Source organism: Kitasatospora nipponensis, assembly GCF_039528135.1.
In the GTDB taxonomy this organism is placed as follows: domain Bacteria; phylum Actinomycetota; class Actinomycetes; order Streptomycetales; family Streptomycetaceae; genus Kitasatospora; species Kitasatospora nipponensis.
In genome coordinates this window covers 1-12,571 of the sequence record NZ_BAAALF010000184.1, presented here as the reverse complement: position 1 = coordinate 12,571, position 12,571 = coordinate 1, and the positions used below count along the sequence as shown (strand labels likewise).

Annotated in this window: 14 protein-coding genes; 10 read left to right on the top strand and 4 right to left on the bottom strand. The window is 73.2% G+C overall.

Translation table 11 applies throughout. The features are described from left to right. Window positions 1-206: 206 nt before the first annotated feature. Window positions 207-920: an IclR family transcriptional regulator gene (locus ABD323_RS33140; RefSeq protein ID WP_344445763.1), complete on the bottom strand. Its 714-nt coding sequence runs from the start codon at window positions 918-920 to the stop codon at window positions 207-209. Window positions 921-1,157: 237 nt separating this feature from the next. Between ABD323_RS33140 and leuC the strand changes: the two genes are divergently transcribed. The 4 genes from leuC (at window position 1,158) to ABD323_RS33120 (ending at window position 4,503) form a co-directional block, all read left to right on the top strand. Next, the gene (gene leuC, locus ABD323_RS33135) at window positions 1,158-2,579 is read left to right on the top strand and encodes a 3-isopropylmalate dehydratase large subunit (protein WP_344445762.1); all 1,422 of its coding nucleotides are present in this window, start codon (window positions 1,158-1,160) and stop codon (window positions 2,577-2,579) included. A gap of 3 nt (window positions 2,580-2,582) precedes the next feature. Continuing rightward, window positions 2,583-3,179: a 3-isopropylmalate dehydratase small subunit gene (gene leuD / locus ABD323_RS33130; protein ID WP_344445761.1), complete on the top strand. Its 597-nt coding sequence runs from the start codon at window positions 2,583-2,585 to the stop codon at window positions 3,177-3,179. A gap of 264 nt (window positions 3,180-3,443) precedes the next feature. Next, window positions 3,444-3,698, top strand: a complete 255-nt coding sequence (locus tag ABD323_RS33125) for an SCO5555 family protein (protein WP_344445766.1) — start codon at window positions 3,444-3,446, stop codon at window positions 3,696-3,698. A gap of 133 nt (window positions 3,699-3,831) precedes the next feature. After that, window positions 3,832-4,503, top strand: coding sequence for an HU family DNA-binding protein (locus ABD323_RS33120; RefSeq protein ID WP_344445760.1), 672 nt, complete (start codon window positions 3,832-3,834; stop codon window positions 4,501-4,503). A gap of 146 nt (window positions 4,504-4,649) precedes the next feature. Here ABD323_RS33120 and ABD323_RS33115 read toward each other — a convergent pair whose 3' ends face one another. Together ABD323_RS33115 and cofC are read right to left on the bottom strand one after the other, a co-directional pair. Continuing rightward, a complete protein-coding gene (locus tag ABD323_RS33115; protein ID WP_344445759.1) occupies window positions 4,650-4,889 on the bottom strand; it encodes a hypothetical protein in 240 nt (79 codons plus the stop codon). 108 nt (window positions 4,890-4,997) lie between these two features. Continuing rightward, window positions 4,998-5,672 (bottom strand): 2-phospho-L-lactate guanylyltransferase, encoded by a 675-nt coding sequence (gene cofC / locus ABD323_RS33110; RefSeq protein WP_344445758.1) that lies wholly within the window; start codon window positions 5,670-5,672, stop codon window positions 4,998-5,000. Between the two features lie 183 nt (window positions 5,673-5,855). Here cofC and ABD323_RS33105 point away from each other — a divergent pair, with 183 nt between their 5' ends. From ABD323_RS33105 to ABD323_RS33095, 3 genes are all read left to right on the top strand, one after another. Beyond that, window positions 5,856-6,677 carry a lysophospholipid acyltransferase family protein gene (locus tag ABD323_RS33105; protein WP_344445757.1) on the top strand — a complete coding sequence of 274 codons (822 nt, stop codon included), beginning with the start codon at window positions 5,856-5,858 and terminating at the stop codon, window positions 6,675-6,677. Next, window positions 6,674-7,672 (top strand): NAD(P)H-dependent glycerol-3-phosphate dehydrogenase, encoded by a 999-nt coding sequence (locus tag ABD323_RS33100; RefSeq protein WP_344445756.1) that lies wholly within the window; start codon window positions 6,674-6,676, stop codon window positions 7,670-7,672. Before ABD323_RS33105 ends, ABD323_RS33100 begins: the two co-directional genes overlap by 4 nt. A gap of 109 nt (window positions 7,673-7,781) precedes the next feature. Next, window positions 7,782-8,933, top strand: a complete 1,152-nt coding sequence (locus ABD323_RS33095; RefSeq protein ID WP_344445755.1) for a D-alanine--D-alanine ligase family protein — start codon at window positions 7,782-7,784, stop codon at window positions 8,931-8,933. A 152-nt stretch (window positions 8,934-9,085) separates the two neighbouring features. Here the strand turns inward: ABD323_RS33095 and ABD323_RS33090 are convergent, their stop codons facing one another. Beyond that, window positions 9,086-9,319, bottom strand: coding sequence for an Lrp/AsnC family transcriptional regulator (locus ABD323_RS33090; RefSeq protein WP_344445754.1), 234 nt, complete (start codon window positions 9,317-9,319; stop codon window positions 9,086-9,088). 289 nt (window positions 9,320-9,608) lie between these two features. On the opposite strand from ABD323_RS33090, the gene ABD323_RS33085 reads away from it, so the two are divergent. The 3 genes from ABD323_RS33085 to thiD all read left to right on the top strand — a co-directional run bounded on the left by ABD323_RS33085 (window position 9,609) and on the right by thiD (window position 12,555). Next, a complete protein-coding gene (locus ABD323_RS33085) occupies window positions 9,609-10,574 on the top strand; it encodes a thiamine-phosphate kinase (RefSeq protein WP_344445753.1) in 966 nt (321 codons plus the stop codon). A gap of 104 nt (window positions 10,575-10,678) precedes the next feature. After that, window positions 10,679-11,704, top strand: a complete 1,026-nt coding sequence (locus ABD323_RS33080; protein WP_344445752.1) for a 6-phosphofructokinase — start codon at window positions 10,679-10,681, stop codon at window positions 11,702-11,704. A 23-nt stretch (window positions 11,705-11,727) separates the two neighbouring features. Beyond that, complete coding sequence (gene thiD / locus ABD323_RS33075) at window positions 11,728-12,555, top strand: bifunctional hydroxymethylpyrimidine kinase/phosphomethylpyrimidine kinase (RefSeq protein WP_344445751.1); 828 nt, start codon at window positions 11,728-11,730, stop codon at window positions 12,553-12,555. Window positions 12,556-12,571 lie beyond the last annotated feature (16 nt).

Sequence of the window (12,571 nt, the reverse complement as noted above, 5' to 3'; positions counted from 1 at the left end):
GGCAGCACGAGTGATTCTGGTTCATTTAGTCTAGGTTCGAGTCCTGGTACCCCAGCCAGTGGTAACACCCCCGGTCATCCGGGGGTTTTTCTGTTTCCGGGCCCGGTGAAGCCTCCCCGGACCGCCCCCGGCCGTCGCCGTCCCGCGTCCACCGCCCAGAACGCCCCGCTCCGGATCCCGGGCGGGGCGTTCGGTCGTCGGGGGCCTCAGCCCCGGCGCAGGGCGTCGGTGAGGCGGTTGGCGGCTTCGATGATGGCCTGCGCGTGCAGCCGGCCCGGGTGGCGGGTGAGCCGCTCGATGGGGCCGGAGACCGAGACCGAGGCCACCACGCGGTTGGAGGGACCGCGGACCGGCGCGGAGACCGAGGCGACGCCCGGCTCCCGCTCGCCGATCGACTGGGCCCAGCCGCGGCGCCGCACGCCGCTGAGCGCGGTGGCGGTGAAGCGGGCGCCCTGCAGCCCGCGGTGGAGCCGTTCGGGCTCCTCCCAGGCGAGCAGCACCTGCGCGGCCGAACCGGCCTTCATCGGCAGCGTGCTGCCGACCGGCACGGTGTCGCGCAGGCCGGAGAGCCGCTCGGCGGCGGCCACGCAGATGCGCATCTCGCCCTGCCGGCGGTAGAGCTGCGCGCTCTCCCCGGTGACGTCGCGCAGGTGCGTGAGCACTGGGCCGGCGGTGGCGAGCAGCCGGTCCTCGCCCGCGGCGGCGGAGAGTTCGGCGAGTCGGGGGCCGAGGATGAACCGGCCCTGCATGTCCCTGGTGACCAGGCGGTGGTGTTCGAGTGCGACGGCGAGTCGGTGGGCGGTGGGCCGCGCCAGGCCGGTGGCGGCGACCAGCCCCGCCAACGTGGCGGGGCCCGACTCCAGTGCGCTCAGCACCAGAGCGGCCTTGTCGAGAACGCCGACGCCGCTAGAGTTGTCCATACGTCGATACTGCAGTCTCATTCCGCGAGACGCAAGTTCAATCCGCGGAGAAAAGCGCCACTCTGGATGAAGCAGCCCGGGAGACACCCTCGGAGCAGGCCCGTTCCACCGGCCTGCCCGGGGTCACCGATCCGGTGTGCGGGTCGACCGGCGCGTGCCCCCCACGAGGGCGGCGGCACGGGAAGTGACCTCAACGACACGAGAAGGCCGGCAGAGCGGCCGGCTGGAGGGAACGCGATGGGACGGACACTCGCAGAGAAGGTCTGGGACGACCACGTCGTCCGGCGCGCCGAGGGCGAGCCCGACCTGCTCTACATCGACCTGCACCTGCTGCACGAGGTGACCAGCCCGCAGGCGTTCGACGGCCTGCGCCTGGCCGGGCGCACCGTCCGCCGCACCGACCTGACGATCGCCACCGAGGACCACAACACACCCACCCTCGACATCGACAAGCCGATCGCGGACCCGGTCTCCAAGGTGCAACTGGAGACCCTGCGCCGCAACGCGGCCGAGTTCGGTGTGCGGATCCACTCGCTGGGCGACGTCGAGCAGGGCGTGGTCCACGTGGTGGGCCCGCAGCTGGGACTGACCCAGCCCGGCACCACGGTGGTCTGCGGCGACTCCCACACCTCCACCCACGGCGCGTTCGGCGCGCTGGCGTTCGGCATCGGCACCAGCCAGGTCGAGCACGTGCTGGCCACCCAGACGCTGCCGCTGGCGCCGTTCAGGACGATGGCGATCACGGTGGAGGGCGAACTGCCCGAGGGCGTCACCGCCAAGGACCTGATCCTGGCGATCATCACCCGCATCGGCACCGGCGGCGGCCAGGGCTACGTCCTGGAGTACCGCGGTTCGGCGATCCGCGGGCTGTCGATGGAAGCCCGGATGACCATCTGCAACATGTCCATCGAGGCGGGCGCCCGGGCCGGCATGATCGCCCCGGACCAGACCACCTTCGACTACCTCCAGGGCCGTCCGCACGCCCCGCAGGGCGAGGACTGGGACGCCGCGGTCGCCTACTGGAAGACGCTGGCCACCGACGAGGACGCGGTCTTCGACGCCGAGGTCCTCATCGACGCCTCCGAGCTGACCCCGTTCGTCACCTGGGGCACCAACCCGGGCCAGGGCGCCCCGCTGGGCGCCAGCGTGCCCGACCCGGCCTCCTTCGCCGACCCGCAGGAGCGGGTCGCCGCCGAGAACGCCCTGACGTACATGGGCCTGCGGGCGGGCACCCCGCTGCGCGAGGTCACCGTGGACGCGGTCTTCGTCGGCTCCTGCACCAACGGCCGGATCGAGGACCTGCGGGCCGCCGCGGCCGTCATCGAGGGCCGCACCGTCGCCGAGGGCGTGCGGATGCTGGTGGTGCCCGGTTCGGTGCGGGTCGCCCTGCAGGCCGTCGAGGAGGGCCTGGACAAGGTCTTCACCGCCGCCGGCGCCGAATGGCGGCACGCGGGCTGCTCGATGTGCCTGGGCATGAACCCCGACCAGTTGGCCCCCGGCGAGCGCTGCGCCTCCACCTCGAACCGCAACTTCGAGGGGCGCCAGGGCAAGGGCGGGCGCACCCACCTGGTCTCGCCCCAGGTCGCCGCCGCCACCGCCGTGCTCGGCACGCTGGCCGCCCCGTCCGATCTGCCGTCCAACGTCGCCGCGGAGGTCTGAGCGATGGAGAAGTTCACCACCCACACCGGTCGGGGCGTCCCGCTGCGCCGCAGCAATGTGGACACCGACCAGATCATCCCCGCCCATTGGCTCAAGAAGGTCACCCGCTCGGGTTTCGAGGACGGACTCTTCGAAGCCTGGCGCAAGGACGAGTCGTTCATCCTGAACAGCCCCGAGCGCGCGGGCGCCACCGTCCTGGTGGCCGGTCCGGAGTTCGGCACCGGATCGTCGCGCGAGCACGCCGTCTGGGCCCTGCAGAACTACGGTTTCCAGGCCGTGATCTCCTCGCGGTTCGCCGACATCTTCCGCGGCAACTCGCTGAAGAACGGCCTGCTCACGGTGGTGCTGCCGCAGGAGACGGTGGATCAGCTCTGGACCCTGATCGAGGCCGATCCGAGCGCCGAGATCACCGTCGACCTGCAGGCCCGCGAGGTGCGCGCGCAGGGCGTGACGGCTTCGTTCGAACTGGACGAGAACGTCCGCTGGCGGCTGCTGAACGGCCTGGACGACATCAGCATCACGCTGCAGAACGCTGATGACATCACCGCGTTCGAGCGGACCCGGCCGGCGTTCAAGCCGCTCACTCTGCCGGTGCGCTGAGCCGCCGCATTCTGACGCCGTGCCCGATGGCCCGCTCCCCGGAAGGGGGGCGGGCCATCGGTCGGTTGCGGGGGGGAGTTCACTGCTGACGTCGAGTGAACATCCGGGCCCGGATTTGTCCCAGGATGGGGCCCGCGCGTCGCAACTCTGAGTAGATGGCACAATCAGAGCATGCACCGGCACCACGAACCTCCGTACGCGGGCAGCGATCCCGTGTCGTCGGAGTTCGCGGTCCGGGATGCCGGGAGTCGAATTGACGATCGGCTGGACGTCGAGACCTCACCCGCTGAGGGACCGGACGACCCGGAAGTCGCGGCGCTCTACGCGCTTGTGGCAGAGCGGTTGAAGCAGGCTCACGCCCGCGTGCACGCGCTGCACGTGTCCGCTGGGGCAAAGACCGCTCTCACCCGGCAGCTGTTGATCGTCACCGAGACCGCCAAGCGCGATCTCCCGGAGGCGGCACGGCGGTTGAGTCGCTTTGTGCAGGACCTCGACGAGGGGCGCCCGCCCGTCGGCTGAGGTCGCAGACGCGCAAATCCATTGCGACACTAGGGTGATTCGCGCGTTTGGTAATTGAAAGTCCGCAAATAGATGCCTAACGTGCGAATTGAACGGATGGAATCATCCGGCGCCCGTTTCTGAAGGGGAAGACGTGAACAAGGCTCAGCTTGTCGAAGCGGTGGCCGAGCAGCTGGGTGGTCGCAAGGCTGCCGCAGAGGCCGTCGACGCAGTGCTCGACACCATGGTGCGTGCCGTTGTGGCCGGTGACCGGGTGTCGGTCACCGGTTTCGGCACCTTCGAGAAGGTGGAGCGCTCCGCGCGCTTCGCCCGCAACCCGCAGACCGGCGAGAAGGTCAAGGTCAAGAAGACCTCGGTGCCGCGCTTCCGCCCCGGCCAGGGCTTCAAGGACCTGGTCAGCGGCAGCAAGAAGCTGCCGAAGGACGGCCCCTCGGTGAAGAAGGCCCCCAAGGGCTCGCTCACCCCGGGCAAGAGCGGCACCACCGCCGCCGTGAAGCGCGCCGCCACCAAGCGCGCCGCCGCCGCTGCCGCGGCTCCGGCCACCAAGGCGGCCGCGGCCAAGAAGACCACCGCCACCGCGAAGAAGGCGGCTCCGGCCACCAAGGCGGCCGCGGCGAAGAAGACCACCGCCACCGCGAAGAAGGCGGCTCCGGCCACCAAGGCGGCTGCGGCGAAGAAGACCACCGCCACGGCCAAGAAGGCCACCGCGACGGTCGCGAAGAAGGCGGCCGCGGTCAAGAAGACCGCCCCGGCCAAGAAGACCACCACCCGCAAGACCACGGCCCGCAAGACCGCCGCGAAGTAGTCGCTCCGGTCCACCTGGTCACTTGACGGCCCGTCAGGGGCCGTGCAACGCCGCGGCGGCCCGCTCTCCGGTTCGGAGGGCGGGCCGCCGCGGCGTTGCGCCGTACGGGGTGGACGCGCCGCCGGGCGGCGCGTGGTGACGGTGCGTCAGGATGCGGCCGGATCGGCGTTCTCGGCCGGGTCGGCGAAGGTCTGCAGGGTCACGAAGACCACCCGGCGGGCCTCGCCGGTGCCCTCGGTGCGGATCCGCACCCGTTGTCCGGGGCGCAGCAGCCGCAGGCCGCCGGCGTCGAAGGCGGCGGCGTCGAAGGGCACCGGGGTGCCGTCGTCCAGCAGGACGGAGCCGGCCCGGGTCTGGGGGTCGTAGGTGAACGCGGTGGCCTGCATGCCTGCAGCATACGGCCGCCGCGCCCGCCCGGCCCGCGCCGTCCGCGGCCCGGACCGGGGTCGCGGGGCGGGTTGCGGGGCGGGTTGCGGGCCAGCCGGGCGCGTGGGTCAGACCAGCGCCGCGGCCACCTCGGCGGTGTACGGCCCCACGCCCAGCAGCAGCGCCTCGGCCAGGTCCGCCGCGGTGTCCACGTCCCGGCGCACCGACGGCACGTCCGCCAGCGCGAGTTCGAGCGCGCCGCCGTCCGTGTGCCGGCGCCGCGAGGCGCCGCCGAAGGCGGGCTCCAGGCTGCGGCCGCCCTGGCAGGCCAGCAGCGTGGTGCCCACCCCCGGGGTGTCGGCCAGGAAGGCCCGCCGGCCGGCCGGCACCGCGGCCAGCACCCGGGCCAGTTCGGCCGGGCGCAGCGCCGGCAGGTCGGCGGAGAGCGCGGCCAGGGGCGTACCGGGGTGCGACCTCCGCGCGTGCGCGGCGCCGTGCGCCAGCGCGGGGTTGAGGCCACCGCCCGGTTCGTCGGTGACCAGTTCGGCGCCGGCCGCGGCCAGCAGCGGCCCCGCCACCGGGTCCTGCGAGACCACGAGCACCCGGCCCACCGCGGGGCAGTCGAGCGCGGCCGCGACGGTGTCCAGGGCGAAGGCCAGCGCGAGGTCGGCGCGCCGCTCCCCGGCGTACCCGCCGAGTCGGCTCTTGGCCCTGGCCAGCGGCTTCAGCGGCAGCACCAGGGTCCAGGCGGCCGACCGGTCCCGCGCGGCGGGGGCGAGGGGGCGTACGGTGTGCTCGGTCATCCGCGTCATTGTCGCGCCGGTCCGTGCGGGTCCGCCAGGAGTTCTCCCGGGGGCGGCGTGCGATTGGTCACTCGGGGCGCGGCCCGCGCGGCCCCTGCTCGACAGGGCCGGGCGCCCCGGAGAGGATGGCCGAACCGACCGCCGCGGCACCCCACGTGCCGCACCACACGAGGAGGACCTGGGGTGGCCCGCCGCTCGTACGCCAGTTTCGGCAACGCCGACTACGGAATCTGGTACCGCTTCGCGGCGGTCCTGGTGAAGCCGGTGACGACCGCGCTGGTGAAGCCCGAGTGGAGCGGTTGGGAGAACTTCCCCAAGGAGGGCGGTTTCCTGACGGTGGTGAACCACAACTCGGTGATCGACCCGGTGGTCTACGCCCACTTCCAGTACAACAGCGGCCGGCCGCCGCGGATCCTGGGCAAGTCCTCGCTCTTCTCGGTGCCGTTCATCGGGTTCATGCTCCGCAAGACCGGCCAGATCCCGGTCTACCGCGACTCCACCGACGCCGCCCAGGCCTTCCGGGCCGCCATCGACGCGGTCAACGACGGCCAGGTCGTGCAGTTCTACCCGGAGGGCACGATCACCCGCGACCCGGACATCTGGCCGATGACCGGCAAGAGCGGGGCCGCCCGGGTGGCGCTGATGACCGGCGCGCCGGTGATCCCGGTGGCGCACTGGGGCGCGCACGAGATCGTCCCGCCCTACGGCCGGGGCCTGGGCGGGAAGAAGGCCAAGGTGAGCCTCTTCCCGCGGCACCGGGTGCAGGTGGTGGCCGGCCCGCCGGTCGACCTGAGCCGCTACCAGGGCCAGGAGCTGACCGCGCAGGTGCTGCGCTCGGCGACCGAGGACATCATGGCGGCGATCACCGCGGTGCTCGAGGGCATCCGCGGCGAGCAGGCCCCCGCCGAGCGCTACGACCTGCGCACGGCGGCCCGCGACCGGGCCAAGCAGGCCACCGACGAGACCCAGCAGAGCCGGCAGCAGCAGAAGGAGGCCGGCCGATGACGCGCTGCGCCGTGTTCACCGCCGGCTCCTGGGGCACCGCCTTCGCGATGGTGCTCGCCGACGCCGGCTGCGAGGTCTCGCTCTGGGGCCGCCGCAAGGAGTTGGTGGACGCCATCAACACCACCCGCACCAACCCGGACTACCTGCCCGGCATCGTGCTGCCGGACGCCGTCACGGCGACCGACGACGCGGCCGGCGCGCTGGCGGGGGCGGACTTCCTGGTGCTCTCGCTGCCCTCCCAGAAGCTGCGCGAGTCGCTGACCGCCTGGGCGCCGCTGATCGGCCCGCGGACCGTCCTGGTGAGCCTGATGAAGGGCATCGAGCTGGGCACCGTCAAGCGGGTCAGCGAGGTGATCGGCGAGGTGGCCGAGGTCGGCCCGGAGCGGGTCGCGGTGGTCAGCGGACCCAACCTCGCCCTGGAGATCGCCAACCGGCAGCCGGCCGCCACCGTGGTCGCCTGCGCCGACGAGGCGGTCGCCCAGCGGCTCCAGCGGGCCTGCCACACGCCCTACTTCCGCGCCTACACCAACACCGACGTGGTCGGCTGCGAGCTCGGCGGCGCGGTCAAGAACGTGATCGGCCTGGCGGTCGGGATGGCCGACGGCATGGGGCTGGGCGACAACACCAAGGCCACCCTGATGACCCGCGGGCTGGCCGAGATCACCCGGCTCGGGGTGGCGATGGGCGCCGAGCCGTACACCTTCGCGGGCCTGGCCGGGATGGGCGACCTGGTGGCCACCTGCTCCTCGCCGCTGTCGCGCAACCACACCTTCGGGGTCAATCTCGGCCGCGGGATGACGCTGGAGCAGACGGTGGCGGCCACCCGGCAGACCGCCGAGGGCGTCAAGTCCTGCGAGGCGGTGCTGGACCTGGCCCGGCGCAGCGGCGTCGACATGCCGATCGTCGAGGCGGTGGTGGACGTCGTGCACAACGGGCGGCCCACCCAGGAGGTGCTCGGCCGCCTGATGGCCCGCTCGGCGAAGCCGGAGCGCTGACCTGCGGCGGTGGCCGGCCGGCCACCGGGGCGGGCCGGTGGCGCGGGCCGGTAGCCCGGGTGGCGCCGCCCGGGAACCGCAGGGCTCGCACGGTAGTCTCAACTCCGATATGAGCATCGAAACGACCTCCCCCCACGCCGCGAGCCCCGAGCGCAAGCCGCGGGTCGCCCTCGTCTTCGGCGGCCGCAGCTCCGAGCACGCGATCTCCGTCTCCACGGCCGGCAGCGTCCTGAACGCCATCGACCGCACGAAGTACGACGTGCTGCCGATCGGCATCACCCACGAGGGCCGCTGGGCCCTGGTCGGTGACGACCCGGCCAGGATGGCCATCACCGACGGCGTGCTGCCGGACGTCGCGCAGCTCGCCGAACAGGCCGAGGGCGAGGTCGTGCTGCCCGCCAGCCCGGCCTCCCGCGAGGTGCTGTGGAGCGAGCCGGGCGCGGTGCCCAAGCTGCTCGGCGAGGTCGACGTGGTGCTGCCGCTGCTGCACGGCCCGTGGGGCGAGGACGGCACCGTCCAGGGCCTGCTGGAACTCTCCGGCGTGCCCTACGTGGGCTCCGGCGTGCTGGCCAGCGCGGTCGGCATGGACAAGGAGTACACCAAGCGGGTGCTGGTCTCCTTCGGCATCGGGATCGGCCCGTACACCGTGGTCCGCCCGCGCGACTGGGAGAGCGAGGCCGGCCGCGCCGCCGCCCGCGAGCGGATCGCCGAGCTGGGCCTGCCGGTCTTCGTCAAGCCCTGCCGGGCCGGCTCCAGCATCGGGATCACCAAGGTCAAGGACCCCGCCGAGCTCGACCGGGCGATCGAGGAGGCCCGCCGGCACGACCCGAAGGTGATCGTCGAGGCGATGCTCGAGGGCCGCGAGATCGAGTGCGCGGTGCTGGAGTTCGAGGACGGCCCGCGGGCCAGCGTGCCGGCCGAGATCCTGGTCGGCGGCGGCTACGAGTTCTACGACTTCGAGGCCAAGTACATCGACTCCTCCGAGGTGCGGATCCCCGCCGAGCTGGACGGCTCGCAGAGCGCCGAGATCCGCCGCCTGGCGGTGGCCGCCTTCGAGGCGCTCGGCTGCGAGGGCCTGGCCCGGGTGGACTTCTTCCTGCTCACCGACGGCCGCTGGGTGGTCAACGAGATCAACACCATGCCCGGCTTCACGCCGATCTCGGCCTACCCGAAGATGTGGGAGGCCACCGGCGTGCCCTACCGCGAGCTGATCGACCGGCTGCTGCAGGCGGCGCTGCGCCGCTCCACCGGGCTGCGCTGAGAGGTCCCCTTTTTGGAGCTCGCTCGCCGCCGGGCGCTCTTGACCCGGCGCCGACGCTCCTCGCTCCGTTCCAGCCGTGACACGACACCGCCGCGCCGGATCGCCCCTGGCGGGCTCCGGCGCGGCGGGTGCGCGCTGTTCGTCGCTCCTCGCTAGATGTGCACCACGGGACAGGTCAGCGTCCGGGTGATGCCCTCGACCTGCTGGATCTGGGCGACGACCAGGCGACCCAGGTCGTCGACGGTGCCCGCCTCGGCCCGGACGATCACGTCGTAGGGGCCGGTCACGTCCTCGGCCTGCAGGACGCCTTCGATCTTGGCGATGGACTCGGCCACGGCGGTGGCCTTGCCCACTTCGGTCTGGATCAGGATGTAGGCCTGTACCACGGAGGACCTCCCGGCGGCTGGGGGTGGTGGTCCGACTGGACGCACGACTGGTTGCAGAGGTGGTGCACGGGTGGTGCACGACTGCCGGTACGACTGGTTGTTCGACGCTGGAGCGGCCCGCGCGGCTGGGTGGTGGTGCGGGCACGCCGCAAGAGACTGGATCACCACGCTACCGCGCCCCGGGCCCGGGAGGGGAGACCCCGGGCGGGCCCAGGGGCGTACGCTTCGCGCGGGGAGCGCGCAGCACCCCGCACCGCGTGGTCCGGTAGGCATCGGGAGAGGACGGCATATGCAGGGGACCGTGGGCGAGCTCGGCGAGTTCGGGCTCATCCGGGAGCTCACCGCCCGGCTGCCGCTCACCGCGGCGGTGGAGATCGGCCCGGGCGACGACGCGGCCGTGGTCCTCGCCCCGGACAGCCGCGTGGTGGCCACCACCGACGTGCTGATCGAGGGTCGGCACTTCCGCCGCGACTGGTCCACCGCCTACGACGTGGGCCGCAAGTCCGCCGCCCAGAACCTCGCCGACATCGCCGCGATGGGCGCGGTGCCGACCGCGATACTGCTGGGCCTGGTGGTCCCGGCCGACCTGCCGACCACCTGGGCCACCGAACTGATGGACGGGCTGCGCGACGAGTGCCAGGTGGCGGGCGCCGCCGTGGTCGGCGGCGACGTGGTGCGCGGGGAGACCATCACGCTGGCCATCACCGCGCTGGGCGACCTCCAGGGCCGCGCCGCGGTGCGCCGCTCCGGCGCCCAGCCGGGTGACGTGGTGGCGGTGACCGGCTGGCTGGGCTGGTCGGCGGCGGGGCTGACGGTGCTCTCCCGCGGGTTCCGCTCGCCGCGCGCCTTCGTCGAGGCGCACCGGCGTCCCGAGCCGCCGTACCACGCGGGCCCGGCGGCCAGCGAGCTCGGCGCCACCGCGATGATCGACGTGAGCGACGGCCTGGTCGCCGACCTGGGGCACGTCGCGACGGCCAGCGGCGTGGACATCGACCTGCACGCCGCCGACTTCGACGTGCCGGCGCAGATGGCGGACATCGGCCAGGCGGTCGGGGTGGACCCGCTGGTCTGGGTGCTCTCCGGCGGCGAGGACCACGCGATCGTGGCGACCTTCCCGCGCAGCGTCCAACTGCCTGCCCGCTGGCGGGTGGTGGGTGAGGTGACCGGGGTGGCCCGGAGCGCCGGCAAGGGCCGGGTCACGGTCGACGGCGCGCCCTGGGACCGGACGGCCGGCTGGGACCACTTCGCCGAGTGAGGGCCGCCCGCCGCGGCCCGTCGCACCGCCGCCCGCCGTGCTCCCGCGGCCCGGCGGAGCGCCGCGGCAGGGGGCCGGGTGGCGTACCGCGTACCCTGCTGTCCATGCGAATCGGTGTGCTGACCAGCGGTGGCGACTGTCCCGGGCTCAACGCGGTGATCCGTTCGGTGGTGCACCGGGGAGTGGACGTGCACGGGGACGAGATCCTCGGCATCGAGGACGGTTTCCTGGGCCTGATCGAGGGCCGCGGCCGGCTGGTCGGGCACGACGACGTCACCGGCCTGCTCACCCTGGGCGGCACCATCCTCGGCTCGGCCCGGGTGCACCGCGAGAAGATCGAGTGGGCGGTGCAGAACGCCCGGCCGCTGGCCGACAAGCTCGGCATCGACGCGCTGATCGCGATCGGCGGCGAGGGGACCCTGACCGCCGCCAAGATGTTCAGCGAGTCCGGCCTGCCGGTGGTGGGCGTGCCCAAGACCATCGACAACGACATCGACGCCACCGACGTCACCTTCGGCTTCGACACCGCCGTGCACGTGGCCACCGAGGCCATCGACCGGCTCAAGACCACCGCCGAGTCGCACCAGCGGGTCATGGTGGTGGAGCTGATGGGGCGCCACACCGGCTGGATCACGCTCACCGCGGGCATGGCGGCCGGCGCCCACGGCATCCTGATCCCGGAGAAGCCCTTCGACATCGAGGCGGTGGCCCGGATGATCGAGGAGCGCTTCTCGCGCGGCAAGAAGTTCGCCATCATCGCGGTCGCCGAGGGCGCCAAGCCGATGCCCGGCACGCTGCGCTTCGACCACGGCGAGGTGGACCAGTACGGTCACCAGACCTTCGGCGGGATCGGCACCCGGCTCGCCCACGAGCTGGAGGACCTGCTCGGCAAGGAGGCCCGCCCGGTGATCCTGGGCCACACCCAGCGCGGCGGCACGCCCACCGCCCGCGACCGGGTGCTCGCCACCCGGTTCGGCTGGCACGCGGTGGAGGCCGTCCACCAGGGCGCCTTCGGCCACTTCACCGCGCTGCGCGGCACCGGGATCGAGCTGGTCCCGGTCGCCGAGGCGGTCACCCGGCTCAAGACCGTGCCGCACGACCGCTGGGCGGAATCGGAAGCCGTGCTCTGAGCGGTGCCCGGTAGGTTGGGGCCATGGCTGCAACCACCCCCACCACCACGGATCCCCGCGGGGCCCCGCCGCGCGTGCTGACGATCGCCGGCTCCGACTCCGGCGGCGGCGCCGGCATCCAGGCCGACCTCAAGGCGATGCTCGCCCTCGGCGTGCACGGCATGAGCGTGATCACCGCGGTCACCGCGCAGAACTCGCTCGGCGTCCAGGGCTACTGGGAGCTGCCCGCCGAAGCCGTGCGGGCGCAGTTCCGCAGCGTGGTCGACGACATCGGGGTGCAGGCCGTCAAGACCGGGATGCTGGCCTCGATCGAGCTGGTCGAGACGGTCGCCGACCTGCTCGCCGGCGTGGACGTGCCGGTGGTGGTCGACCCGGTCGGCGTCTCCAAGCACGGTGACGCGCTGCTCGCCGCCGAGGCGGTGGCCACCGTGCGCGAGCGGCTGCTGCCGCACGCCACCCTCGCCACCCCCAACCTGCACGAAGTGGCGCAGCTCACCGGCATCACGGTGCTGGAGGAGGGCGAGATGCGCCCGGCCGCCGACGCGCTGCTGGCGCTGGGCCCGCGCTGGGTGCTGGTCAAGGGCGGCCACCTGCCGGGCGAGGCGGCGGACCTGCTGGCCGGGCAGGACGGCGAGGAGCACTGGTTCCGCGCCCCGCGGCACGACAACCGGCACACCCACGGCACCGGCTGCACGCTGGCCAGCGCGATCGCCGCCGAGCTGGCCAAGGGCCGGCCGATGCCCGAGGCGGTGGCGGCGGCCAAGGAGTACGTCACCGGGGCGATCGCGGCCGGTTTCGCGCTGGGCGCGGGGATCGGCCCGGTCGACCACGCCTGGCGGCTGCGGGGCTGACCTGCGCCGTGCCCCC

What these genes read in the sequence shown, in the direction of transcription:
- ABD323_RS33100 (WP_344445756.1), top strand. Translation starts at nt 6,674, where the DNA reads ATGACGCGCTGCGCCGTGTTCACCGCCGGCTCCTGGGGCACCGCCTTC.
- leuC (WP_344445762.1), top strand. Translation starts at nt 1,158, where the DNA reads ATGGGACGGACACTCGCAGAGAAGGTCTGGGACGACCACGTCGTCCGG.
- ABD323_RS33140 (WP_344445763.1), bottom strand. Translation starts at nt 920, where the DNA reads ATGGACAACTCTAGCGGCGTCGGCGTTCTCGACAAGGCCGCTCTGGTG.
- ABD323_RS33095 (WP_344445755.1), top strand. Translation starts at nt 7,782, where the DNA reads ATGAGCATCGAAACGACCTCCCCCCACGCCGCGAGCCCCGAGCGCAAG.
- ABD323_RS33115 (WP_344445759.1), bottom strand. Translation starts at nt 4,889, where the DNA reads ATGCAGGCCACCGCGTTCACCTACGACCCCCAGACCCGGGCCGGCTCC.
- thiD (WP_344445751.1), top strand. Translation starts at nt 11,728, where the DNA reads ATGGCTGCAACCACCCCCACCACCACGGATCCCCGCGGGGCCCCGCCG.
- ABD323_RS33085 (WP_344445753.1), top strand. Translation starts at nt 9,609, where the DNA reads ATGCAGGGGACCGTGGGCGAGCTCGGCGAGTTCGGGCTCATCCGGGAG.
- leuD (WP_344445761.1), top strand. Translation starts at nt 2,583, where the DNA reads ATGGAGAAGTTCACCACCCACACCGGTCGGGGCGTCCCGCTGCGCCGC.
- cofC (WP_344445758.1), bottom strand. Translation starts at nt 5,672, where the DNA reads ATGACCGAGCACACCGTACGCCCCCTCGCCCCCGCCGCGCGGGACCGG.
- ABD323_RS33080 (WP_344445752.1), top strand. Translation starts at nt 10,679, where the DNA reads ATGCGAATCGGTGTGCTGACCAGCGGTGGCGACTGTCCCGGGCTCAAC.